General features: G+C 33.1%; 16 protein-coding genes. 1 reads left to right on the forward strand and 15 read right to left on the reverse strand.

The genetic code is table 11. The features are described 5' to 3' along the window. Positions 1 to 43: 43 nt before the first annotated feature. The 14 genes from Q0829_RS20880 to Q0829_RS20945 all read right to left on the reverse strand — a co-directional run bounded on the left by Q0829_RS20880 (position 44) and on the right by Q0829_RS20945 (position 22,697). Positions 44 to 937 (reverse strand): hypothetical protein, encoded by an 894-nt coding sequence (locus Q0829_RS20880; protein WP_298546576.1) that lies wholly within the window; start codon positions 935 to 937, stop codon positions 44 to 46. Between the two features lie 101 nt (positions 938 to 1,038). Continuing rightward, positions 1,039 to 2,727 carry a SusD/RagB family nutrient-binding outer membrane lipoprotein gene (locus tag Q0829_RS20885; RefSeq protein WP_298546578.1) on the reverse strand — a complete coding sequence of 563 codons (1,689 nt, stop codon included), beginning with the start codon at positions 2,725 to 2,727 and terminating at the stop codon, positions 1,039 to 1,041. 11 nt (positions 2,728 to 2,738) lie between these two features. Beyond that, the gene (locus Q0829_RS20890; RefSeq protein WP_298546580.1) at positions 2,739 to 5,900 is read right to left on the reverse strand and encodes a SusC/RagA family TonB-linked outer membrane protein; all 3,162 of its coding nucleotides are present in this window, start codon (positions 5,898 to 5,900) and stop codon (positions 2,739 to 2,741) included. A 514-nt stretch (positions 5,901 to 6,414) separates the two neighbouring features. Further along, positions 6,415 to 7,824: a RagB/SusD family nutrient uptake outer membrane protein gene (locus tag Q0829_RS20895; protein ID WP_298546582.1), complete on the reverse strand. Its 1,410-nt coding sequence runs from the start codon at positions 7,822 to 7,824 to the stop codon at positions 6,415 to 6,417. Positions 7,825 to 7,849: 25 nt separating this feature from the next. Next, entirely contained in the window at positions 7,850 to 10,876 is a 3,027-nt protein-coding gene (locus Q0829_RS20900) for a TonB-dependent receptor (protein WP_298546584.1), read from the reverse strand. A 243-nt stretch (positions 10,877 to 11,119) separates the two neighbouring features. Beyond that, a complete protein-coding gene (locus tag Q0829_RS20905) occupies positions 11,120 to 12,649 on the reverse strand; it encodes a helix-turn-helix domain-containing protein (RefSeq protein WP_298546586.1) in 1,530 nt (509 codons plus the stop codon). 343 nt (positions 12,650 to 12,992) lie between these two features. Continuing rightward, positions 12,993 to 14,510 carry a helix-turn-helix domain-containing protein gene (locus Q0829_RS20910; protein WP_298546588.1) on the reverse strand — a complete coding sequence of 506 codons (1,518 nt, stop codon included), beginning with the start codon at positions 14,508 to 14,510 and terminating at the stop codon, positions 12,993 to 12,995. A gap of 275 nt (positions 14,511 to 14,785) precedes the next feature. Then, complete coding sequence (mazG, locus tag Q0829_RS20915; RefSeq protein ID WP_298546590.1) at positions 14,786 to 15,559, reverse strand: nucleoside triphosphate pyrophosphohydrolase; 774 nt, start codon at positions 15,557 to 15,559, stop codon at positions 14,786 to 14,788. A gap of 286 nt (positions 15,560 to 15,845) precedes the next feature. Beyond that, entirely contained in the window at positions 15,846 to 17,255 is a 1,410-nt protein-coding gene (locus tag Q0829_RS20920; RefSeq protein WP_298546592.1) for a hypothetical protein, read from the reverse strand. A gap of 35 nt (positions 17,256 to 17,290) precedes the next feature. After that, on the reverse strand, positions 17,291 to 18,034 hold the full coding sequence (locus Q0829_RS20925) for a glycosyltransferase family 2 protein (protein WP_298546594.1): 744 nt from the start codon (positions 18,032 to 18,034) through the stop codon (positions 17,291 to 17,293). A 38-nt stretch (positions 18,035 to 18,072) separates the two neighbouring features. After that, the gene (locus tag Q0829_RS20930) at positions 18,073 to 19,017 is read right to left on the reverse strand and encodes a DUF561 domain-containing protein (RefSeq protein ID WP_298546596.1); all 945 of its coding nucleotides are present in this window, start codon (positions 19,015 to 19,017) and stop codon (positions 18,073 to 18,075) included. Then, positions 19,017 to 20,636: a S8 family serine peptidase gene (locus Q0829_RS20935; RefSeq protein WP_298546598.1), complete on the reverse strand. Its 1,620-nt coding sequence runs from the start codon at positions 20,634 to 20,636 to the stop codon at positions 19,017 to 19,019. The genes Q0829_RS20930 and Q0829_RS20935 overlap by 1 nt, the downstream gene beginning before the upstream one ends. Before the next feature lie 29 nt (positions 20,637 to 20,665). After that, on the reverse strand, positions 20,666 to 21,853 hold the full coding sequence (mnmA, locus tag Q0829_RS20940) for a tRNA 2-thiouridine(34) synthase MnmA (RefSeq protein WP_298546600.1): 1,188 nt from the start codon (positions 21,851 to 21,853) through the stop codon (positions 20,666 to 20,668). 157 nt (positions 21,854 to 22,010) lie between these two features. After that, the gene (locus tag Q0829_RS20945; RefSeq protein ID WP_298546602.1) at positions 22,011 to 22,697 is read right to left on the reverse strand and encodes a hypothetical protein; all 687 of its coding nucleotides are present in this window, start codon (positions 22,695 to 22,697) and stop codon (positions 22,011 to 22,013) included. Between the two features lie 255 nt (positions 22,698 to 22,952). Here Q0829_RS20945 and Q0829_RS20950 point away from each other — a divergent pair, with 255 nt between their 5' ends. Further along, entirely contained in the window at positions 22,953 to 23,933 is a 981-nt protein-coding gene (locus Q0829_RS20950; RefSeq protein WP_298546604.1) for a fasciclin domain-containing protein, read from the forward strand. 80 nt (positions 23,934 to 24,013) lie between these two features. Here the strand turns inward: Q0829_RS20950 and yidC are convergent, their stop codons facing one another. Next, positions 24,014 to 25,894, reverse strand: a complete 1,881-nt coding sequence (gene yidC, locus Q0829_RS20955) for a membrane protein insertase YidC (protein WP_298546605.1) — start codon at positions 25,892 to 25,894, stop codon at positions 24,014 to 24,016. Positions 25,895 to 25,903: the final 9 nt, after the last annotated feature.

Raw genomic sequence — 25,903 nt, forward strand, 5'->3', positions numbered from 1 at the left:
CTACATAACCTAAAGAATAGTATCTCAAACTACTTCAAAATCATTAGTTAGGAACTAGTTCTAAAGTATATGTGATGCCAGGTAAACCACAACAAGACCCACTTGTATATGCAAGTTCTAATGTAATGATACCCGTGATTGGGTCTAGATTAGTACTGTCTCCTTGATCAAAATCAACCTGACCTGGAAAAGATGTTGATTGTGTAGCAACAGTAATTGTTCCACAAACATCAGTAAACTGAAGTCCTATGGGCGTAGCAGCCCCAAAAATACCAGCAGTGCCATCACTTAAAACATAAGTACCTGCTGATGGTTGCGTAATTGTAACTTGTTGCGGACTTATAAAATTAGCTTGTATCGGAAGGTTTGATGCTATAACCGTAGAGGTATAATTACCTTCTAACATTGTTGGACAAGATACTGGATAATTAATAACTGTAGTAAACAACACAGTAGTCTGTATATTACTCCCTGTATTACTCGTACCATCTTCGTTTAATATATTTAATACAGTCCCATCTTCCATAGTAAATCGAGTAGTAATAGATAGAACATCTCCAAGTTTTATATCCGAAGCACTCGTTATTTCTGTAAAGGCATTAACAATATCATCTGTACTCAGGGTAAAATCCATAGGCAAAGTAACATCACTAGATAAAACTGTGCTGTAAACAGGCCCTTCAAGTGTTTTATAAATAGCAACAACATCTGTTGAAGCTGGATTTCCTTGCGCAACTTCTGCACTAAACTCCAGATTTACGGGTTCATTATTATTAATCTTCACTAGGTCAATAATAGTCTCTCCTGTTGCCGATTTTTGCATATTTGGTACAGCTCCATCATTTAAAGGAATAAAAGCTTTACCCCCATCATCTTCGCAGGAACTTATCAAAGCTACTATTATGAATATAAACGTTATTATTTTTATTTTTTTCATCTGTTAAAATTTAGAGTTTATCAATTGTCAGATCAGCTCTTACTGACAGACAGGTGAAATTCACCCATTTATATATTGGTTCATGTCAAAATGTTATTTCATTAATTATCCCAAAATATTTTATAGGTTGTCGGATCTTTTTGATCCGGTGCATTTTGATTAAGATTTAACTCCCTCTGCGGCCAGAAAAAAGAAACTTGAAAATCATTATTCAAAACGGTTAAGTTATCAACCAATGGAAAACCATCTGCATTATCTAACTGGTACTCTGGAGAAGGTCCATTAGGATCTACTAAAACAGGGTAACCTGTTCTTCTATAATCATTATATTGATCCATTGGATCTCCGAATGTTGCTACCCATTTTTGAGTCATTATAATTTCTAATCGTTTATCAATACTAGCTGCAGTAAACTCTGCATCTATTGCATCCATAAATGTAGTTACAGCAGCAGACCCAGCTAGTACTGGTACTGTCTGAGATGTACCAGTTCCTGCCACTACTTGATCAACTTTAGCAAAACTTGCTGTCATAGCTTCTCTTAGTTTTGCTCCTGCATCACCTGCTAGTAAACCGACCTGCATCAGTTCTGCCTGGATATACAAAAACTCATCATAAGTTAGAATACGTTTAGGAGCTACACCAGTTCCACTTGTAATTGTTCTGGCAAATCCAGCACCATCATCATAACGCCCCCCACAAGGGAAAATACCAGGAAAAGTTGCATCATTTTGTACCGCTCCATCTCTATCTGGACCGATACTACCAAATCGAATACTAAAAAAACCAGTAGAAGAATCCCAATAATCCGCATTAGGATCACCAGTAACACTATCCCCTTGATCTCTAGGAAACTGTCCTGGTAGTAATTGGTTTACAAAATAGTATGGCAGTCTTGGATCTGGATTCGTAGTATGAATGTTGGGATTTACTCCTAACAATATTTCATAAAACCAAGGGCTTGCATATTTTGTTACCTGTGCACCACCATACGCATCCAAAAAAAGTCGGTTACGCTCATCTGCAGGTGCCTGGGCAGCCGTATGATTAAATTGGAAATCATCGGCATTGGAAGCCATGAAATTATCCTCAGTAATCAATGCATTAAAATCTGCTTGATTAAATAAAGAAGAAAGACGTATTTGATTATATAATTTCAATTTCAATGTATTTGCAAACCTTATCCAAGTTGTATTAGATCCTCCATAGAATAAATCATCGCTTCCAGGAGCTAACCCTTGTCCACTTAGGATATTCACTTTTCCAGAATCAATAAGATCCAATACATCTTGATATATTACTTCTTGATCATCAAAAACAGGGCTCACTGTACCTAACTCTAAGCCTGTTGCATCAGAGAATGGAACGTCTCCCCATAAATCTACAGCTACAGACATTAAATAAGCTTTGAGTATTTCAGCATATCCAACATACATTAAATCTCCAGTTTCACTGGCTTGTGCTATTAATGTTTCAATATCTGTAAGTCCCAAATACACATTATTCCAATCGTTATTCATTAAAATATTATCAGCCTTTGTACCATATTGATCCTGTTCTCCCCTAGACGTAAATTGATGTGTATATACCTGAAGTATATTAGCACTAAAGAACTGAAAGTCTGCAACGGATCCAATATTTACTTCAATACCGGTTAACAATTGGCTAATGGATGCTACTGTAGGATTATCTGTATCTGTATCTACATCCAAATAATCACTGCAACTCAAAACCATAAATGAGCATGAGATAGCAATAAAAAATTTCCATTTATATAATATATTTTTCATCATGTTTTTTTTTAAAAGGATAAATTAAGTCTAAAACCATATCGTTTAGATGTAGGCGCTGAGGAATTCTCGATTCCCTGAACTCTAGAAGAACCGAAACTTGTAACTTCTGGGTCAAAATTTGTGTACTTAGGAACATTTGGAGCAAAATACCACAAGTTATTACCTAAAAGACTTAAACTTATTTTTCCGAATGGTGTTGATTTTAAAAATTCTTTGGGTAAATCATACGTTAAACTCAATTCTCGTAATCGATAGACAGTTCCATCGTATACAGAACCTTCTGCTACAGTATTGATCCCAAATGTATTTCCTCCTGCTGGTGAGAAATATAATTCATTAGTATCTATTTGTGTGGTATTCGGTATTTTGTTACCGTTAGCATCCAGAATAGGGTTTCCTTGATTATCTCCATAAAAACCAGGTATGATAAATGTACGCTCTCTATCTTCTGTATCTCTGGTAACTCCCCTACCTAATAATGAATTGATACTAATTGATTGTATATCTCCTCCTTCTTTCCAATCAACCTGAGCTCTTAAGGATAAATTTTTATAAGAAATAGTATTAATAAAACCTACTCTAAAATCTGGATTAGGATCACCTACAATTCCGTTTTCTAAATCTTGTACAATTCCTCCTCCAGATTGATTGATTAGAAAATTACCTTCATCATCCCTAGCGAATCTAGATCCATAAAACACACCAAACGGTTGTCCAACTATAGCATGAGCGACTTGATTAGGGTCTAATTGAATTCTTTCTAGTCCATCTACTAATTCTGTAACCTCATTCTCGTTCTTAGTAAATGTTGTAAAAAGTTCCCATCTAAAATTTTCGGTTCTTATAGGAACTAATGTTAAACCAATTTCTACACCAGTATTCTGCATCTCTCCTATATTAGTATTAAAAGTGGTAAATCCACTAGAAGAAGGAACACTTACAGGAGAAATTAAATCAGTAGTAGTTTTTTTATACCAACTGAAATCAATGATCGCTCTTTGGTTAAAAAATTCTAGATCCGCACCAATTTCTATTTCATCTGTAAACTCTGGTGTAATCTCCTGATCACCTAAAAACAAGTTGTTATTAATTACTGGGATGCCATTAAAAGCATTTCCTGAAGCGAATGTTCTATTTAAAAATTCTGCAGGAGCGTCATTACCTACGGAAGCATACCCTGCTCTTAGCTTACCAAATGTTAACACCTTGCTATCCAAATTAAAAGCATCGGTAAATACTAAAGACATACTTGCTGAAGGATAAAAATAGGATTGATTATTTTTAGGTAAAGTAGAACTCCAATCATTTCGACCAGTCGCATTTAGAAATAAATAATTCTTATAGGATAAACTTACATCCCCAAATACGCCTATATTACGAGACCTAGTATCACCATCTAATATGAAACCGCCAATATTTTTAGTAACATTAATGGTATTCGCAATAGTAAATATTCCTGGAGACTTAAAATTAGTTCCCTGAAATGCAACACGGCTTGTAGTATTTTGTAATACATTATTTCCTAGAATAGCAGTTAGATTTATATCATCAGTTAAATCATAATTAAAATTAACTAACAATGTAGATTCCAAATCTTCATTGATAAAGTCATCTGTTGTAACAGATCCTAAACCATTATTAGCTCTGGAACCTATATCTCTGATTTGTTTTCTTTTTAGATCATACTTATTAAGACCTACACGATATGTCACTGATATATTATCATTAAAATCATACCCTAAATTCACGTTTGCTACAATTCTGTCGGTATCTGTAATAATTTGATCGTGTTTCCAAGACCATAAAGGGTGATCCCAACCATTATTAGGAGTAAGTGATGCTCCTGTAATAGGATTCTCAAAAGGTAAAGAAGTATCCCAGGCTCTACCTAACCATAATGTTCTGGCAAATGAAGAAGCGGAACCTGCAAATTGATTGTTACCAAAAAAGCCTCCTACCTGTTCGGTTTCAGAATAACTAAATGTAGCCCCTATTCTAATACCATTAGGCAATTTAAAATTACCTCCAGCGGCTACTGATGTTCTATCATACGTATTAAACGGAATATATCCATCTTGATTCAAATCAGAAACAGTTACGCTAAAATTTCCATCTTCTCCTGCATATGACAGATTGATCGAATTATCAAAAACAGTTCCTGTTCTGAAAAGGTTTTTAACATTGTCTGGTTGCGCTTCATAAGGAACTGTAGGTCCTATCTCTGGAAATGCTGCCAAAATATTAGGCCAAGTTGGTATTGTTTCCAATGAATCAAAACGTGGGCCCCAAGAACCATTAGCGTTTAAATAACTAAAATTAACACCATTACCATAAGTGTTTTGATATTCTGGTAAGTTTGCAATGTTTTCGAAGTAAGTTCCTGAGGATACTGAAACTGATAATTTGTTATTTGTTGATCCTTTAACAGCACCTGTTTTAGTAGTAACGACAATCACACCACCTGTTGCTCTTGATCCATATAAGGCTGCCGCGGCAGTACTTTTCAAAACAGTAATGGATGCTATATTATTAGGATCCAAAGAAGATAACCCTGATTCATACCCACCTCCACCAGTCGTTTGTCTAGAAGTTGTTACTTGTGAATTATCATAAGCAACACCATCCACAATAATTAATGGTTGACTTGCACCTCCTAGTGTTGTAGCTCCCCTTATATTAATTTGATTTGATGCTCCTGCTACACCTGTAGATAAGTTTACATTTACCCCAGGTACTTTGCCGGCTAAGGATCTTATCAAATCTGGTTCAGAATTCTCCAGAACATCATCAGTTTGGACCGTACTTACTGCATATCCTAACTTTTTTGAGTTTCTGGTAATACCAAAAGCAGTTACCACTACTTCTTCTAGTTGCGCTGCATCTTGTACTAAAGCTACATTAATTGTATTACCATCCGCTATGACTATTTCTTGAGTTACAAAACCTATATAACTGAATACCAATATAGATCCTCTATTGGCTGCAATGGAATAATTACCATCAAAATCAGTTTGTGTTCCGTTCGTTGTATTCTTAATTACAATGTTCACTCCGGGTAAGGGTACTCCTAGATCATCCGCCACCGTTCCGGAAATTGTTTTTTGTTGTGCTAATGAAATGCTTGACAGAAAAAAAGCAAGCACCAGCAACTTGTAATGATGTACTTTCATAAATTAAAATTTTCAATAATTACATTAAAGAGATGATGTAATCATAAAAGGATGGCAAGAATATCTTGATGGCTAACTCAAATATTACATTTCATAAAACTTGAACAAAGTTTATGCAGAAATTGCTCATCCTTGTTATGATTACACTATAAAAGAAGTAATAGAAATGATAAAGAAAGGTAACCCTGATCAAGGTTTACCTTTACCGAATAAACTTTACTTTTTCCGAAGAAAGCTTACCTAAAATGTTAGGAAAATTAAGCTAAGAAGCTTTTATCATATTCAGACAGATTTATCTGATGATATATTTTTTGAAAGATTTATAGAAAGTAACTTTCATAATCTAGCACAAAAAAACATTCAGTTTTAAAATTAGTTAACACTGCTTAATACTAAATGTCCCGTCCTGAAATAAGTTGACATAAATTTAACTCATTTCAGAACGAGATATTACTAGAGTAAAAAAGGCCTACTTTTCAGTAGGCCTTTGATTTTGTAAAATATTTTATTGGTATTAGTAACCAGGATTTTGATCAAGAAATGGAGATAAATCCCTAACTGCTTGAGGTATAGGAAATATAGTTTTATCTGCACCCGGTGCAGAATTAGCTTCATTTACTTGACCAGGTCTTCTTAAACTCTGGCTATTTCTTAAAAGATCCATTCGTCTTTGTCCTTCGAAAGCCAGCTCTTTTCTACGTTCGTTTAAAATAATATCTAAATCTACACTAGTCAAATCAGATAATCCTGCTCTGTTTCTAAGCTCATTAATATCGTCAAGCGGTGTAGCACCGATAGATGTACTACCTCTTAAATTAGCCTCTGCTCTGGTTAGATACATTTCGGTAACTCTCATCACAGGGGCATCGTCTGAATTATTAACATCTTCAGGAAATTTATTGGTAAAAATTCTATCTGGACCTTCGGCTCCAGGTCCTGTTTGATTTAGATTATCAAACCTTAGATCTCCAGGTTCTTCTGCATATGCATCTAATAAGTCTTGAGAGAAAGGAACATCGCCCCTACCTCCTGGTACGGGGTTACTTAATCCAGAAAATCCTTGTCCAGAATCCTGACCATTTACCGCATCATTCACTAAGGTAAATATGTGCTCTGTTGCATCTGGTGAATCATAGAACGTATAATCTGTTGCTAAACTATAAAAAGAATCGTTGATCACATCGTTTGCAAAATTTGCAGCATCATCCCAACGCTCCTGGTATAGATATAATCGTGCTAAAAATGCTCTACAAGCACCAGGGCTAGCTAATATTCTAGTACCGTCAGTTAAATCAGGAATAATGGCTAAGAATTCGGATTCTACAAAATCATATACTTGCCCCAAAGTTGCTCTAGGTAACTCCTGACCAAGTTCTGATGATACCACTAGAGGTACACTTAGATTATCTGATCCAGCACCAATCTGTAAAGGTTGTCCAAAAACTGTAGCTATATTAAAGTATACCAAGGCTCTCATGAATCTAGCTTCGGCTATAGCCTGCGTACGCTGCTCTGCTGTGAAACTATCATCTTGAATTAAAGGAACATTATCAATCACCAAATTTGCCGCTCCGATAACTTCATAATTATCATCCCAAATACCAAAAATTGAAGTATTCGCAGCCAATGTTGCATAATCTCGTATCTCTCCAAATGTGGTAAACGTACCTATAAAATCTACATTATCGGCTTGCCATTCTGAACTAAACTGTAATGTTCCGTTCAATACATCATCCTGTTGTGCTCTATTATATATTCCTGTTACAGCTCCTAATGCTAAGGCGCCATTAGAAAACACAACTTCGTTAACCGTAAGATCTTCGGGTAGTAATTCTATTTTATCTTCGCAAGAAGTTGTTAGTAGTGTTACTAATAAAATTATTAGTGCACTAAATTTATTGGTTGTATTTATACTTGTTTTCATATGTATGTATTATCTCATTAAAAAGTTAGAAGGAAACATTAAGTCCAAAAGTATATGTCGATGCTTGCGGTAAAGTAAAGAAATCTTGACCAGCTGCATCAAAACCATCGGAACCATTGGATACTTCAGGATCATATCCGTCTAATCCATCACTTTTAAAAGTTAATAAATTTGTTGCTGTAGCATATAATCTTATTTTATTAATAAAAGTTTTTTCTAAATATTTATCAGAAAATGTATACGCTAAGGTTACATTTTTTAATCTAACGAAGGATCCATCCTCTAGCTGAGCCGTTGAGTTTTGGCTAAACGTACTTATAGTTGGGCTATTAGGACTTGGTATGAAAGCCTGATCTCCTGGTTGCTGCCAAACATTCAACACTCTTGTTGTTTTGTTAAATCCGCTTACTGGATTTTCACTAAATGCTCTTGACGTAAGTAATATATCATTACCAAAAGAAAAGTTAAACAATGTATTTAATGACCAGTTTTTATAGGTAAATACATTAGAAAATCCTCCGACTACATCAGGATTTGCTTGACCTACTATACGTCTATCTGCAGGATTTGGACTTGTCGTTGGATTACCGTCAGCACCTAACCATTCCGCATCTCCCGTCTGAGGGTTAACTCCTAAATAGGGAATTAAATACCATGAATTTACCGAAAAACCTTCTATAGCTCTCTGTCCTGAAAATGCTAGAGATCCACCTGTACGATCAACAAATTTATTTCCATTCTCATCTACACTAGTCCCATCAGGAAGATTGGTCACTTCATTTTCATTAAATCCAAGATTTAAGCTTGAAGTCCATTTAAAACCGTCGTTTGCACCATCAAAAATCACAGCTTCTATAGTTACGTCAACACCTCTATTTTCTAATTCTCCAATATTTTCGTTTCTTCCATTTAGTCCATTGTTAAATGTTGGGTCTTTAGGAACAAATAAAATTAAATCATCGGTTACATTATTATAATATTCTACATTAAAGGTTAACCTTCTATTAAAAAAAGCTGCCGTTAACCCTATATCTCGGGTCGTGGTACTTTCCCACTGTAAATCTGGATTACTTAATGTTGAGGGCGTTAAACCTGGACTACCATTATAATTATTTCCTGCAAAAAGACCTAATGCCGGGAAAACATTAGTAGTTCCAATTCTATCGTTTCCGGTTGTACCGTAACTTGCGCTTAGTTTGAGTCCCTGAATCCATTCTACATTTTGCATAAATGCTTCATCCGATATATTCCATCCCACTGCTGCAGACCAAAATACTCCAAATTGGTTGTTCGCACCAAACCTAGAAGAGCCATCCCTTCTTATAGAACCCTCTATAATATATCTACCATCTGCATAATCATATATTAACCTACCTAGAGAAGATACTAGCCTTGTCGCATCACCACTTGAAGAGGTAAGAGGAAATTCTGAAGCCGACTCAACATTTAATTGGGCATCAGACAAAAAGCCTGTACCTTGTGTTTGAACATTCCTTAATTGATTATCTTCAAAGGAATATCCTGCCAAAAGATTTAGGTTATGTGAATCTCCAAAAGTTTTATTATAAGAGAGTAAACTATTAAGAATATATCTATTTTGTTGGAAAACGGAGTTTGCTGCAAATCCTCCTGGAGTTAATAGCTCAATATTTCTCTGTTGATTTTCCGTAAACGTTCTGTCAATTCCTATATCTTGTTTAAAACTTAGACCATCTATCAAAGAAGATAAATTGAAATCTAGAGATCCATTTGCAACAATACGGGTGGTTGTAGCTAGGTTAAGATTTAATGCTTCCTGAGCTATCACGTTACCTCCACCTACGTTACCTGCTGTTGTAAAATTACCCTGATCATCAAATGGCTCTACATCTGGTCTCTGCAGTATCGCAATGGTATATGGTGATGCAAAACTATTTTCGTTAGGAACTCTATCGAATCGATTATGCGATACATTAGCATTTAGGGTTGCTGTTAACCAATCAGTGGCTTTAACCTGTATATTAGATCTAAAACTAGTTCTCTCTAAATTATCACCTATTCTTATACCTTCTATATCCTCACGAGTAGCTCCAATAAAATAATTACTTTTTTCGTTACCTCCTCTTACACTAAAATTGTAGGATTGGCTTATAGCCGTTCTTAAAACTGCATCTAATGCATCAAACTCACCACCTGCATCAGTTATTAAACCTTGTCCTGTACCAGTTCTTATGAGTGTTGTAAAATCTATGTATTGTTGAGCATTTAACAAATCCGGTGTGTCGGTTATGCTAGCAAATGAAGTGTTTATGTCTATATCCACGGTCACTTTTCCATTTTTATTTCCACGCTTGGTTGTAATAAGTACAACTCCATTCGCACCTCGAGAACCATATAATGCCGCTGCCGCTGCTGATTTTAAAACGGATATACTCTCAATATCATTTGGATTGATACTGGCTAAAGGGTTAATACCTGCTCCAGTACCTTGATTAAAGGTAGTAAAACTGTCCCCAAGTGTTACTCCATCAATAACAAACAATGGTCTTGTATTACTTGTTATAGAGGCAGAACCTCTTATATTAATAGTAGGTGAAGCCCCTAAACCTCCTGAACTAGAAAACACCTGAACCCCAGATGCCTGTCCTTGTAATATGTTTTGCGGAGAATCTGAAATAATGTTTTCAAGATCATCACCTGAAACTGTACTAATACTAGTTACTAATTTCTTTTTAACCTGTGATCCATAAGCAACTACTACAACCTCTTCTAAGTCCGCTGCTGAAGTTTCTAGTTGCACATTGATATTGTTTGAATCACCTACCACAATATCTCTGGTAGCAAAACCGACGTAACTAAACCTTAAGACTGCACCTCTTGGTGCGTCAATAGAATAATTACCATCAAAATCTGTTTGGGTACCATTATCAGTATTTTTTACCAATACATTTACACCTGGTAATGGCAAACCTGTGTCATCGGTTACATTACCTGAGATTGTTTTTTGTTGAGCAAATGCAATGCTGGACATCCAAAACATGAACATTAGCAATTTGTAATGATGTACTCTCATAAATAAATTTTTCAAGATTATAAATTAGCTTAGTATAATCATAAGAAGGAAGATTAGAATAAAAAGAAGGCGAACTCAAGGTATATACATTATAAAACTAGAATTAAATTCCCGTAGAAACTGTAATTATATTCTATCTTCCTCCCCTATGATTATGCTACTAAAAAAACATATAATGCAAGTGGGAAAGGGTAAACCCTACATAAGTTTACCTAAAAACATCTTATTTCGAAAAGTAAAATATTACGCGATAAGCGATTTCACATACTCGGATGGAGTGGTATGATTATATTTCTTGAAAGATTTATTAAATGTCACTTTATTGTTAAAGCCTACCTCATAGGCGACTTCTATAAGATTAAGATTTTTTGATTTCTCGTTTTTCAGAATTTCCTTTGCTTCCTTTATTCTATACGTATTAATTAGTTCGAAAAAATTAAGGTCAAAATGCTCATTTATAATCTGAGAAGCATTATTACGAGTTGTATCTAAATAATCTGCCAACTTTTGAAGGGTGATATCGTTTTGGAGGTAAACTTTTTCTTGGTCTAAAAGCATTAACAATTTCTCTTTTAATTCTGCCGATAAACTCCGTGTTAGATTTGATTTTTTGTACTTGTGAAACTGTATTTTAGTTTTACTTTTTATTCCTTTTGAATTTTCAAAAAGAATTAAACGAGCATAAGAAGTATAACTTATATATAACGCCAGCAATGACATAGAAATTATCTGTAAGTAAAACAAAAAGCCCCTTATAATGAATTGGTTTATAAGAACCGCATAAACCGTATAAGCAACAATATAAATAGCACACAAGATTACTATGTTTCGTAACCTATTACGTTCTCCTATAACTAAATTTTTATTTTTCTTAATTGAAGTAATGTAAATTGTTATAATCAACCCTATGTAGATTATTAGTGATATTAATTTAAAAGTCACAAGTACCTGTAAATATGGCCTCTCATTATTTAAGATCATTCTCAATTTCTCTTCCTGAGGTAAAGAATAAATAGGAAATAAAAAAATGAAAAATATAATAGTAGGTATTAAATGCAATACATCTATTGGTTTAAATTGATATTTTTTTGCTACCCTTTTAAAGTAAAAATATATAAGTGGACCATATAAAAATGAAAATGATGCAGATAAATATAAAGTATGAGGTAAGTAATACTCGTAATTAGTTATTAATATACTAATCCGAATAATGAAAAAAGAATGGATTAATAAAAATGTACTTATCAAAAAATTAGCAATCTTATCGGGACCTTTCCTTAAATTTAAAACGGTATATATAAATACACCTATAAACCCCACGTATAAACAAAACAAAGACCAAAAATTTATTTTTCTCAGGTATTTACTAGATAATGCCTGATATGACCTGGAATCACTTATTTCATTAAAATAACTATGTCCGACAAACCCAACATCTAAACTCCTTTTTACATATTTTTCTATATACTTACTAGCAAGTTCAGGTTCATTCAATTTAGCAAAGGCAAATGCTATTTTTTTATAGACAACTGAAGAATCAACAATCCCTCTTTTTAGTACTTTTTTATATTCAGAAATAGACATAAGAAATCGTTCATTCCGAAAATTATCTTCTGCAGAATAAAACGAACTATCAATCTGGAATACAATATCTTTTGAACCTAAGTTTTCTTCATTACAAGCAAAAGCAGATGAAGAAATTAAAATCAATAAAAAAAATAAAGCCCTAAATCGTAATAATACTATGGTAATGTTTAGTTGAGTTAGCCACATAGTTGATGTAAACAAATACCTAATCCACAAACTTACAAATATGTTTTTTATTATTTTTTAAATTACACCTCTCTATTCGACAGAGAAATAAAAATATTTTCATTTTATCAAAACCTATTTCTTTATACTAAAAAACACACAGTACCAACAAATACTGCATCTTAAAAAATAACGGTTGTTTTACATAACAAAAATTATTTCTCTTTTTCAATCTTTTGGTATTAACATTAAATAAACATTTTTTAACATAATTTATGATTTATTTATTTTTAAAAACCTATTCCGAAGTTGTGTAATGGAGCTACACATTTCCTTTTTAAAATATTACTGTACTCAAAAAAGATTATGCAACGAAGGTTTTAACATATTCAGATGGAGTTATCTGGTTATATTTCTTGAAAGATTTATTGAAAGTTACTTTATTATTAAAACCAACTTCATAGGCTACATCGATAATATTAAAGTTCTTACGCCTTTCTCCTTTTAATAATTCTTTTGCTTCTTCAATTCTAGACTTATTAATTAATTCAAAAAAGTTGAGATCAAAATGTTCATTTATAATCTGAGAAGTATTATGTCTTGTAGTTTCTAAATATTGTGCTAGTTTCTGAAGGGTAATATCATTTTGCTTGTAAATTTTCTTTTCATCAAGAAGATATTGTAATTTCTCTTTTAACTCCAATGATAAGCTTTCAGTAAGGCCAGATTTCTTATACTTATCGATTTCTGGTGGAATACTATTTTTAATCAATCTTAAAACACCAAAAACACTTGGTTGAACAAAAGCTGTATAGCCTACATATAGCACAAGTAACGCCATGGATACAATCTGAACGTAAAACAAAAAACCGCTAAGAATTTGTTTTATAATTAATATTGAATATATCCCGTAAGAAACTATATAAATAGAACAGAAAATAACAATATTTCTCTGCCAGTTAAATACTATTTTAGAAAAGTATTCATTAATTTTAATAGAACTCAAATACATTTTTATGACTAATCCTCCATAAATTAATAACGATACTAATTTAGAAATTGATATTAGATTTATGTAAGGTCGTTCTTTATTTAATATAATCCTTAATTTTTCATCCGAAGGTAAGCTGTAAATTGGAAACAACAACGCTAACAACAATAAGGACGGTACTAAATGCAATAAATCCAAACGTTCAAACCTATAACTTATAGTAACTCTTTTGAAATAAAAATAGATAAGAGGTCCATATAAGAAAGAAAACAATGTGGACATATAAAATATATGCGGCAGATAGTACTGATAATTAGAAAAATATAAACCAATATGTATTATAAAAACCGAGTGTATTAATATAAAAGCACTCATCAGTAAATTAGCAACTCTGTCCGACTTTTCTCTAAAATTTAATACTATAGATATAAAAAAACCTATGAATGCTACATAAAAGCAGAAAATCGACCATAACCCGACTTGTTTGAGATATGTTCCTGCAAGCAATTGATATTCTTCAGAATCCCGGATTACATCAAAATAACTGTGCCCCACAAAAGAAGGGTCTAGATTTGCTATAACATATTTATGTATATATTTACTAGCAGGTTCTGGTTGATTACTCTTGGCATAAGAAAATGCTAATTTTTTAAATATAGCTATAGAATCTTCAGTTCCATGTTTTAGGACTTTCTCATAATTTTTAATAGCTAAAGCATACTGATTATTGTCATAATATTTCGTTGCAGAAATTATGAGTTCATTAAATTCGGTACTCCCATTATTTAAAGTATTTATTTTATCATGATTACTAAATAATGATGCTGAAATAAATAGAAAAATAAAGGCACCAAAAAATGGATTTAATATTATTTTTTTTGAGTTAGCCACACAATTATTACTAAATAATTATACTTCCTAATTTACGACAACTTTTTTATAAATTCATTACTATAACGGATATCCCGATAATATCTTACCCAAAAACTCAGCAAAATAAGGGTGTTCCGAATATAAAATAATTTAAAAAAAATATGGCTAAACCGTAAAACCTATGTGGAAACGAGAGAAATTACCACTTTAAATTATCTATAAAGTGAGAAAAAACATATCGAATATTCTATAGATAATTTTTCTTAAAGAAGAACATCAAAACACAACCATACTTATATTTTCTTTGCTTCTTCCCAAAACACATCCATTTCGGCAAGTGTCATATCTTTTAAACTCTTGCTTCTTTCTTTTGCTTTTTGTTCTAAATACTGAAATCGTTTTATAAACTTTTTATTGGTTCGTTCTAACGCATCCTCGGGATTTACATTTAAAAAACGTGCATAATTGATCATTGAGAATAATACATCTCCAAATTCTGATTCTATTTTATCTTGATTATGTTCATCAATTTCGTGCTGTAATTCTTCAAGCTCTTCTTGTAACTTCTCAAATACCTGTTGCGGTTCTTCCCAGTCAAATCCAACTCCAGCAACTTTGTCTTGTATTCTGCTAGCCTTTACTAAAGCAGGCAAAGACTTTGGAACTCCTTCTAAAACACTTTTCTTACCTTCTTTCAGTTTTAGGTTTTCCCAATTACGTTTTACATCTTCTTCATCAGCAACTTTTACATCACCATAAATATGTGGATGGCGACTAATAAGTTTTTCACATATTTCATTAGCTACATCAGCAATATCAAAGTTCTTAGTTTCACTTCCTATTTTAGCATAAAACACAATATGCAATAATAAATCCCCAAGTTCTTTTTTAACCTCCTCAAGGTCATTATCCAATATGGCATCTCCCAACTCGTAGGTTTCTTCTATGGTAAGATGACGAAGCGATTGCAAAGTCTGTTTTTTATCCCAGGGGCATTGCTCGCGCAGTTCTTCCATAATTGTAAGCAAACGATCAAAAGCTTTTAGTTGGTTTTCTCTGGAGTTCATAGATATCATTTTACATCAAAAATAAGGATAATAAGATGTAACCAGCAATTTGATTTTAAAAGTAATTTGTACTAAAAAAATAGATTTTGAGGTTTCTTGGAAGATGCTATTAAACGCTTTTACTTATAACCACTATAGATTGCCTTTTTAACCCAATAACAGTATTGACAATTACATACATCCAAAAACAAAGGAAAGAGTATACAAAACTTATGAAGACAAGCTGAAACAAATAGTAAATTTCATTCCAATAAATTTTAACAAGGTGCCTTATTCAATAATTATTTTACTTTTTTCTTTTGCAAATCCATACAAAAACGCCATTTTTTTCAAAATTTTGTATTACCTCATAATTACTTATAATATCATCGTATTCTTGATCACTAACGTTATAGATATTCGAATAAAAGACAAAATCGTTATTTCCATCAAATACTGTAAAAGATCGTTTTTCTCCATTTAATTCTATCGCATCTATCCCTGCATCATTAGGAAAAAATGAAGCAACCTGATGAAAATCTATTTGATTGTCATCTAGATATTTTTTTGCTTTCAATCTTAGATTATAATAAGGTAAATGTGCCAAAGTAGCATCCCATCCTTGAGAAATTTTAGGAGGATAAATCCAAAAATTTCCTGAAATTAGAATAACAGCCCAAACTAAAATTAATATAATTCTTAACTTTTTTGCAACAAAGTCAGAGAATAAAATAGTCGCACATAATAGTGAACAAAAAAGATAAATAGGAATTAAATACCTATTCCCTAATAAGCCTTTTGCCCATAACATATTAAGAGGTAATAGAAAAAGAATACATCCAAAAAAGAACAAAATTTGTCGTATTTGTGGAACTTTAATAAGTTGCTTTCTATACTTAGCAAACAGTATAAAAAGCACAATCCAAATACCGACTCTACCAAAATCTAATATTCTCCATCCCAAAACTGCTATATTGAAAATAACTCCGGTCAATTCAACACTTTCAAAACTTTCTTGCCAAGGTGATTCCTGATGAAACCCAATCCATCCTTTTTGTTGAAAATGAATAAAACTAAAAATAACAAAAATCAAAAACGCAGGAATATAAATAAGGCTTCTTTTTATAAGAGTTGTACATAATTCCTTTATTTTTCCCGTCAATGTTACATTACAACTTAAGTCAAAAATTAAAACACATACGGATAACATCATCCCCCTCATACTACTGAGAAACAACAAAACAACGGCAATCATCAAAAAGATTTTCTTGTTATCCAGCACCGAATTTACAGCAAGTAAGAAAAAAAATAGTAACGGAACATCTGGCGAAACAAGAAGCATTTGACTCATAAGTGATGGATCTATTATTACTAGTCCAAAGGCAATACCTAAATATTTAGGAATAATGAATCTTTTTATTAATCTAAACAATTGAAAAATAAGTCCAAGACCAAGGGGTAACATAGCTAGGTGACTTACCCATAAACTTCTTCCAAAAAACTTCCAAAACATAGCAATATAAGCGCCAAAAGCAGGTATATGTCCACTGTCTATATTATCAGGAAGCAATAGAATAGAAAAGTTTGTTTTGAAATAATGATCCGCATGATGTGAACCCAATTGCACAGTATCCCAAAAAAAAGCATTATCGGCGTTTAACAATACAGCAATAAGAAAAATTAGGCTACCAAGTGCTACTGGCCAGTATATTTTCAAAATTTTATGCATCTATAAAATACAATTTGAATATGTCATTTTTTAAATATTTTACTTCTAATCTTTATGTTTTTAGCAAAGAAATACTGAAAAGAAGTTTTCAAAACTCCCAATCCATAAGTCACGCTGCGTTTAAAATTTATAGAAGATGCTTCTTCAAAATATTTTGTTGGACATGTGATTTCGGCTACTTCGTAACCTTCATAAAATATTTGTGCTATCATCTGATTATCAAATACAAAGTCATCAGAATTATTATTAAAAGGAATATTTTTTAGAACCGAAGAAGAAAATGTTCTATATCCTGTGTGATACTCTGATAATTTTTGTCCCATTAAGAGATTTTGAATCAATGTCAAAACTCGATTAAAGAAATACTTATACAGAGGCATTCCACCTTTTAATGCACCATTTCCAAGTATCCTGGAACCCAAAATTACGGGATATACATCGTTGGCGACCAAATAACACATAGAGTGTATTAGTTTAGGAGTATACTGATAATCCGGGTGTAACATAACGACTATATCTGCTCCTAATTCTAAAGCCTTATTATAACAAGTTTTTTGATTCCCACCATATCCAAGGTTTTTTTCGTGCTTAATAACATGACTAACACCTATGCTTCTTGCAACCTCATAAGTTTCATCTGTACTGTTATCATCAACTAAAATAACTTCATCAACGATATCAAAGGGTATTTCATTATAAGTCTTTTGTAATGTTTTTTCGGCATTATATGCTGGTAAAACTACGATTACTTTTTTTTCGAATATCACTTTTAATTTTTATACGGATGGATAACTAATTAATGTAGTTAAAAACTAACTTCATTCATCTTTTGTTTTGTAGACTGAAAATCAATAATCAAATCTTCTATTATTTTTGCAACCGGTTTAATATCGTGAATCAAGCCAGATACTTGGCCTATTTCTAATTCACCTTCTATCAGATCTCCTTCAAACATTCCTCGTTTTGCTCTTGCACGTCCTAATAAAGTCTTAAGTTCCTCTACAGTAGGGCCTTTAGTATATAATTCTGCCACATCCTGATAAAATTTATTCTTCAGCATACGTACCGGAGCTAACTCTTTTAGAGTAAGATGTGTATCACCCTCTTTTGCCTCTACAACCATTTTTTTAAAATCCAAATGAGAAGAAGCTTCTTCACTTGCTACAAACCTACTTCCTATCTGAACTCCATCAGCTCCTAATGACATTACCGCAAACATTGATGAACCAGTCGCTATACCACCAGCAGCAATTAATGGTATGCTTACTTTTTCTTTAACCATTGGTATCAATGCTAAAGTAGTTGTTTCATCTCTTCCATTATGTCCACCAGCTTCAAAACCTTCAGCAACAACAGCATCTACACCTGCATCCTGAGCTTTTAGGGCAAATTTTACACTGCTCACTACGTGAACAACTGTAATTCCTTTTTCCTTAAGATAAGAAGTATATGTTTTTGGATTACCCGCCGATGTAAAAACAATCTTTACTCCTTCCTCAATAATAATTTCAATAATTTCCTGAAGATTAGGATATAACATAGGAACATTGACACCAAAAGGTTGGTTGGTTGCTTTCTTACATTTTTGTATATGTTCTCTTAAAACATCTGGATACATGGAACCAGCTCCTATAAGTCCTAAACCACCAGAATTACTTACTGCACTAGCTAATTTCCAGCCGCTTGCCCAAATCATCCCTCCTTGAATAACAGGATATTGGATATTAAAAAGTTCTTTGACTTTATTCATTAGTATTTTGATATCTTCAATGTGTAACGTGAGGTTCCTGAAATTAATTCTACAAGGTATAAACCTTTTGATAAATTGTTCAATGAGATAGAATTCAAATTTTTTAATATTTCAGATTGCACCATTTTTCCTTCGGTAGTAAAAATGCGAATTTCAAGTGATTCTTTAGTAGTTAAATCAAAAAATAATCTATCCCGTACTGGATTTGGATATACTTTAAAGCCTTCAGTGAAATTCTCATCTATAGATAAACTTTCGAATATTGACTTAAAATCAGGAATTCCATACCCTAATTGAATTGTTGGATTATTATATAGTGATGCTGATTCTCTTACCATTTGCATAATTTCTGTATTGGTCATAGACGGAAAGGCTTGCCATAAACAGGCTACGGCGCCTGCCATTATTGGAGAACTGAAAGAAGTACCATTACTAGTGGATACTGCATTATTAGAACGTATCACTGCTGCTCCAAGTCCTCTGGCCACGATATCCGGTTTTACTCTATTATCGGCTGTAGGTCCTCTAGAACTAAATGAGGCATAGGTTCCAAAAACATCAATAGCACCTACAGTTAATGACCCAGGGGCATCTCCTGGAGCTGTAATAATACCCCAAGCACTATTTCCGGAATTGCCGGCAGAAGAAACTAACAACATGCCCTTTTCAAAAACCATATTTGCTCCTCTAGAAATAAATGTCGTTTGTCCGTCCATATCAGAGGTAGTATAATCATACGCTGGATTATCAAAACCATTAGAATAGCCTAAAGAAGTATTAATTACGTGTACTCCTAAACTATCTGCTCGTTCAGCAGCTTCTACCCATAATGCTTCTTCTTTAGGCCCCTCTGTGGCAGCATCTTCAGTTATGAATAAATAATACTTAGCATCCGGGGCTGTTCCTACAAATTGACCATCAATAAACCCTGCAATATCACTAAATGTTTGAGTTCCGTGACTACTACCCGCAAAGGCAAATTCATTATCATCTCTCCTAACAAAATCATATCCATCCAATAATCTACCATCATCTCTTATGCGCTTAAAACCATCAATGGTATTCACTCCCGGGAAACCAGAATCCATAACAGCAATAGTCATTCCTGTCCCTGTGTAATCTTGCTCATGAAGGTAATCAGCATTTAGCTGTTGGATTTGTTGTGCCGCACTTCCATAATTAAATGTTGTTTTTGCTACAAACTTATCATTTTTTATAGGAGTTCTATCTTCTATAGAAAATACAGACTTCCCCGAATCCAAAGAATTATTTGCATAGTCTATACGATCCACAAAACTAAGACTCGTTAGACTACTAATATTTGCTTGAGTTCCTCTAACATATATACAGTTAAACCATTTAGATTTTGCAAGTACAGTTATTCCTGTGGCATTCTTTACCTGTGTGATATACGTTTCATTAACAGGAACATCTTTTTCATCAATAGCAACATTATGAAGATTTTTTCTATCAATAGATTCTTGAGTAAGTATAGTTAATGGATTGGCAATAGAACTTGCCACATTTTCCTTATCCGCAAAATAAACCCAAGCGTCCTCCGTTTGAGCAATTGCTAATTGACTCATGCAAAAAAGCAAAAGAGTGATTATATTTTTCATATCATTAGTAGTTTGGCAACCTTCACAAGTTACGAAATTACTCCTGATCCAACTAATTCATTATCTATATACCAAGCAACAAATTGTCCTTCTGTAATTGCACTCTGAGGGTTCTCGAAAACTACATACATCCCAGATTCTACTTGATATAAAGTAGCTTTATCTAAAGGTTGTCTATATCGTATCCTGGCCATTACATTTAATTCTTCATCAATCTGTAATTTTAGATCTAGTCGTACCCAATGTAATTCTGCATTACTAATAAAAAGTGCTTTTCTGTATAAACCAGGATGGGTTTTACCCTGCCCTGTATAAATTACATTCGTTTCTACATCAGTTTCTATAACAAAAAGTGGTTCTGGAGTTCCACCTACTGCTAATCCCTTTCTTTGTCCTTTCGTATAATAATGCGCTCCTTGATGTTTTCCAACAATTTTACCATCCTTTACATCATATTTATATTTTGAAGAAAGGAATGCCAACTCTTCTTTTTTAGAACCAAAGTTTGGCTTTGTTTTATTATACATTTCTTCTGCAGAAGAGATTTCAATAATATCACCTTGTTTAGGTTGTAGTTTTTGTTGAAGAAATTCTGGCAATCGTACTTTCCCAATAAAGCATAATCCTTGAGAATCCTTCTTATCCGCAGTAACCAGATCTTGTTCCTTTGCTATCTCTCTAACTTCTGGTTTTAGTAACTCTCCTACAGGAAAAAGTGTTTTTGCTAATTGATCTTGCGATAACTGACACAAAAAGTATGACTGATCTTTATTAGAATCCTTTCCTGCTAAGAGACGATGTATTTCTTTACCATCTTTAGTAATAGAATCTTTTCGGCAATAATGTCCCGTAGCTACGTAATCCGCTCCTAGCGATAATGCTATTTTTAAGAAAACATCAAACTTAATTTCACGATTGCAGAGCACATCTGGATTAGGTGTTCTTCCTCTCTCATATTCATTGAACATGTAATCTACAATACGTTCTTTATATTCTTCACTTAAATCAACAGTTTGAAAAGGAATACCTAATTTTTCGGCAACCAATAATGCATCATTACTATCATCTAACCAAGGACATTCATCAGAAATTGTTACTGAATCATCGTGCCAATTTTTCATAAAAAGACCTATCACCTCATATCCCTGTTCTTTTAATAGATATGCTGCCACACTAGAATCCACTCCTCCCGATAAACCTACAATAACTCTTTTCATTACTATTATTTTGTCTGCGCTCCTTTCTTCATAATCTAAACGAAAGAAAACAATACAACTTCTGTTTTTAAATTATCTGCAAAAATAATAAATAAAAAAAGCAATGCATCAGCATTGCTTTAAGGTTTTTTCTATAAATGAATTCGAAAAATTTATACTAGGACCCTCTTTTGTTAATAGGAAATTGTTTTCTCTCCAGTAACTTTCCATTTTTATAATAACTCCATAATCCATCTTTACGATCTTTCTTATAATTACCTTCTATTTTTACTTTTCCTTGAGCATCATAATATTTCGTAATACCATGTAATTGGTCATTTACATATGTAAATTCTTTAATAATGACCCCTTTATCAGAATATACTAAACGTTTACCTTCTTTTTTTCCTTGTACATATATTGTTCTTTCGGTCAATTGACCATTTTCAAAGTATGTTTTTTGCTCTCCATGGAGTTTTCCTAAGTCGTATTCTTCGGTCATCATGATCTTTATAGACCCTTTATGATAATATGTCCATAATCCAACTCTTTCCTTACCTATCATATTTCCTTCACTAATTACCTTCCCTTTATTAGTAAAGTATTTCACGTTAATTGTGTCTGTGTTATTCGAGAATATTTTAATAGCAGTAGGAGATTTACCACTATTAGGTTTGTAAAATTTAAACTTACCTATTTCTTTCCCATGATCAAATGTTCCTTCGTATCTGATCTGGTTAGTGCCTTCATATTTCTTCTGCCATTTTCCATGTCGCTTTCCTTCAGCGTCGAAAGCATTAAATTCCTGCGAGTTTCCCAATGTAAGGGTAGAAACAAATAAGAAAAACAAAAATTTACTCCGCATAGTCTAATTTAATTTTTAAAATAACTAATAATCCAAAAAGTATACCAATATTCTGTAAAAATATAATCTAAAGAAAACCTGAACTCTTTTATTCTCAAAAATCCTACAAAAAAAACATTAAAACTTCCAAAAAAACAACCAATCTATATTAAAACAACGCATTGTTAACTTTTATTTAACGATTTATTAAAAACATATAAATTTAGTAGAGCGTTACAGTACTCGAACAAATTATAACTTTTAAAACTCAAAAACATGAAAATTATTTCAAAAATCACCAACGCCGTAATCATTGCGTCATTAGTGTTAGGAATTTCATCCTGTGGTGACGATGACGATGGCGACATCATTATTCCTACAGAAAACATCGTAGTAACTGCTACTGCAGATACAGACTTATCATTATTGGTCGCTGCTCTTGGCGCTGCTGATGGAGATTTAGTATCTGTTCTTAGTGGAACAGGACCTTTTACTGTATTGGCTCCAACTAATACAGCTATGGAAGCGTTTCTAACTGCTAACAATTATGCTGACATTGCTGCGGTACCAACAGACGCGCTACAACAACTTTTATTAAACCACGTAATTCCCGGACAATTAACGTCTGCTGCACTTACGAGTAATGGTGCCGGTTATGCAACAACAGCATCTACTGCTGGTCCTGATGGCACTTCAATTAGTATGTATTACAACACCAGCAATGGAGTAGTTTTTAATGGTGGTGCTACCGTTACGACTCCTGATATTGCTGCATCCAATGGTATTATACATAAAATAGATGCTGTAATTGGATTACCAGACATAACTACTTTTGCTACTGCTGATCCCAATTTCTCAAGACTTGTAGAGGGATTAACCGCTTATAATTTTGATTATGTAACTACATTGCAAGGAGCTGGTCCTTTTACTGTATTCGCTCCTAACAATGCAGCTTTTGATACTCTACTGGCAACTGATCCTATGTGGAATGCAACGGGAGATATTCCAGAAATGACATTAGAAGGTGCTTTAAATCTTCATGTTATTCAAAATGCTAATGTATTAGAAGCTGATTTGACGGATGGAGAAGTAAATACATTAGGTGGAAATGTAACTATAGATGCCACTGCTAAAACAGTTTCTGATGGAGCAGATCCTGCTAATACAGCTGCAATAACCGAAACAGATATTCAAGCGACTAATGGTGTTATCCATATGATTGATAATGTTTTATTATCTCCAATAGCCCCGAACTAGGGAAAGGCTAATATTAATAAAAAAACAAAAGGCTCGTTTTCTATTGAAAACGAGCCTTTATTTATGAATAAGATTTCGACTTATTTTTTCGCTTTTTGTTGTTCTGCTTGCTCCATTAACTCTTTCATCTTTTTCTGAAACTTACCTTGTTTTTTAGGTTTTTTCTTATTCTCCTGAATCTTCGCATGAATTTTATCTTCATCTATAATCACATTCTTAATCACTAACATAATACCAATTGTAATTAGGTTAGAAATGAAATAGTATAGTGATAATCCACTTGCATAATTGTTGAAGAATACTAACATCATTAGTGGGGATAAATACATAATAAATTTCATGTTAGGCATTCCAGGTTGCTGCTGTTGCATTGTCTGACCAGTAGTCATCATCATATAAATGAAAATTGCAATGGAAGCTAAAATTGGAAATAAACTAATATGATCTCCATAGAATGGAATTTCGAAAGGTAATTTTGCTATGGTATCATAACTTGATAAATCATCCGCCCATAAAAAGCTCTTTTGTCTCAAATCAAAAGCACTAGGAAAGAAATTAAACAACGCATAAAAAACGGGAATCTGCATCAGAGCAGGCAAACAACCACTCATAGGACTTGCTCCTGCTTTACTATACAAAGCCATCGTTTCCTGTTGCTTTTTCATAGCATTATCTTTATACTTCTCAGAAATCTCAGCTATTTCAGGCTTTAGTATTTTCATCTTTGCCTGCGAAACATAGGATTTATAGGTAACCGGTGATAATACAATTCTTACTACAATTGTCATTACTACAATTGCAATACCATAGGGAAGGAAGCCACTTAAGAAACCAAAAAACGGAATGAATATATATCTATTTATCACTCCGAATATCCCCCATCCTAATGGCACAATCTCGTCTAGATTACGATCATAAGAACTTAATATTTTATAATCCGTAGGACCATAATACCAGTTCATATTATAATCTAATTCTCCTCCTTTAAGCTCTAACGGCAAAGATGCAGCAAATTCCTTAGTTACTTTTATATCCTTATCATCTAATTCGCTAGTATTTGCAATATTTTTAGATGCTAATGTAGCCGTTTTAAAAGGTGTGTCTGAAAGTAAAATAGTGGTAAAGAAATGTTGTTTAAACCCTATCCAACTTACTTGTTCCTCTTGATCTTCATCAAACTCTCCCTGTCCTGTAAAATCATCCTTCCCTCCATCATATTCATAATGAATATCTGTATATCTGTTTTCATAAGAAGCACTTTTGGCTTGCCTAATAGCCTGTAGTTTCCAATCTAAATTAATTACCTGACTACTATTGATTACTTGTTGTAAACCCTGTGACTTGATTGAAAAATCTAACATATAGTCATTAGGCTTCAATTCATAGCGATATTCTAGAAATTTAGATTCTGAAACCTTCAGTTTCATAGATAAAACAGTATTATCACCATTTTTAGTTACAGTAGGCTCAAAAAACAGGTCTTTTGTATTTAAGATTCTGTTGTCTGTTGTTCCAAAATTAATATTGAAAGAAGCATTTTTTCCATCTTTGATAAGATACAATGGAACTGAATCATACGTTTTGAAGTTTTTAAGCAAAGCTTCTTCAATATACCCTCCTCTATTATTAATTTTTAAACTTAAAACTTCGTTTTCAATTTTGGTTACATTTTCTTGAGCAGAAGGTAAACTTGCAGCATATGCAAATACTCCTAATTGAGACTTTGCAGCTACTAACGCTAACGAATCTTGTGGATTAGCAACAATTGCTTCACTTTCTTTTATAAATTCGGTTGTTTTACTTTCTTCAGTTTTTTGTTCAGCTTCAACCTGTTCTTGTTTTGCTTTTTCTGCCTCAATCTCTTCTGGAGTAGGCTTATTTACGTAAAACATCCACGCAAAAATTCCAAATATCAGTACAAATCCAATTACAGTATTAAGGTCAAATTTCTTTTCTTCCATTGATATGTG

Origin of the sequence: uncultured Aquimarina sp., from assembly GCF_947492405.1 — a bacterium.
Classification (GTDB): domain Bacteria; phylum Bacteroidota; class Bacteroidia; order Flavobacteriales; family Flavobacteriaceae; genus Aquimarina.

Excerpts from the sequence above, each read along its gene's own strand:
- Q0829_RS20885 (WP_298546578.1), bottom strand. The coding sequence starts at position 2,727 with ATGAAAAATATATTATATAAATGGAAATTTTTTATTGCTATCTCATGC.
- Q0829_RS20945 (WP_298546602.1), bottom strand. The coding sequence starts at position 22,697 with ATGCGGAGTAAATTTTTGTTTTTCTTATTTGTTTCTACCCTTACATTG.
- Q0829_RS20900 (WP_298546584.1), bottom strand. The coding sequence starts at position 10,876 with ATGAGAGTACATCATTACAAATTGCTAATGTTCATGTTTTGGATGTCC.
- Q0829_RS20905 (WP_298546586.1), bottom strand. The coding sequence starts at position 12,649 with ATGTGGCTAACTCAACTAAACATTACCATAGTATTATTACGATTTAGG.
- mnmA (WP_298546600.1), bottom strand. The coding sequence starts at position 21,853 with ATGAAAAGAGTTATTGTAGGTTTATCGGGAGGAGTGGATTCTAGTGTG.
- yidC (WP_298546605.1), bottom strand. The coding sequence starts at position 25,894 with ATGGAAGAAAAGAAATTTGACCTTAATACTGTAATTGGATTTGTACTG.
- Q0829_RS20895 (WP_298546582.1), bottom strand. The coding sequence starts at position 7,824 with ATGAAAACAAGTATAAATACAACCAATAAATTTAGTGCACTAATAATT.
- Q0829_RS20935 (WP_298546598.1), bottom strand. The coding sequence starts at position 20,636 with ATGAAAAATATAATCACTCTTTTGCTTTTTTGCATGAGTCAATTAGCA.
- Q0829_RS20890 (WP_298546580.1), bottom strand. The coding sequence starts at position 5,900 with ATGAAAGTACATCATTACAAGTTGCTGGTGCTTGCTTTTTTTCTGTCA.
- Q0829_RS20930 (WP_298546596.1), bottom strand. The coding sequence starts at position 19,017 with ATGAATAAAGTCAAAGAACTTTTTAATATCCAATATCCTGTTATTCAA.
- Q0829_RS20950 (WP_298546604.1), top strand. The coding sequence starts at position 22,953 with ATGAAAATTATTTCAAAAATCACCAACGCCGTAATCATTGCGTCATTA.
- mazG (WP_298546590.1), bottom strand. The coding sequence starts at position 15,559 with ATGAACTCCAGAGAAAACCAACTAAAAGCTTTTGATCGTTTGCTTACA.
- Q0829_RS20880 (WP_298546576.1), bottom strand. The coding sequence starts at position 937 with ATGAAAAAAATAAAAATAATAACGTTTATATTCATAATAGTAGCTTTG.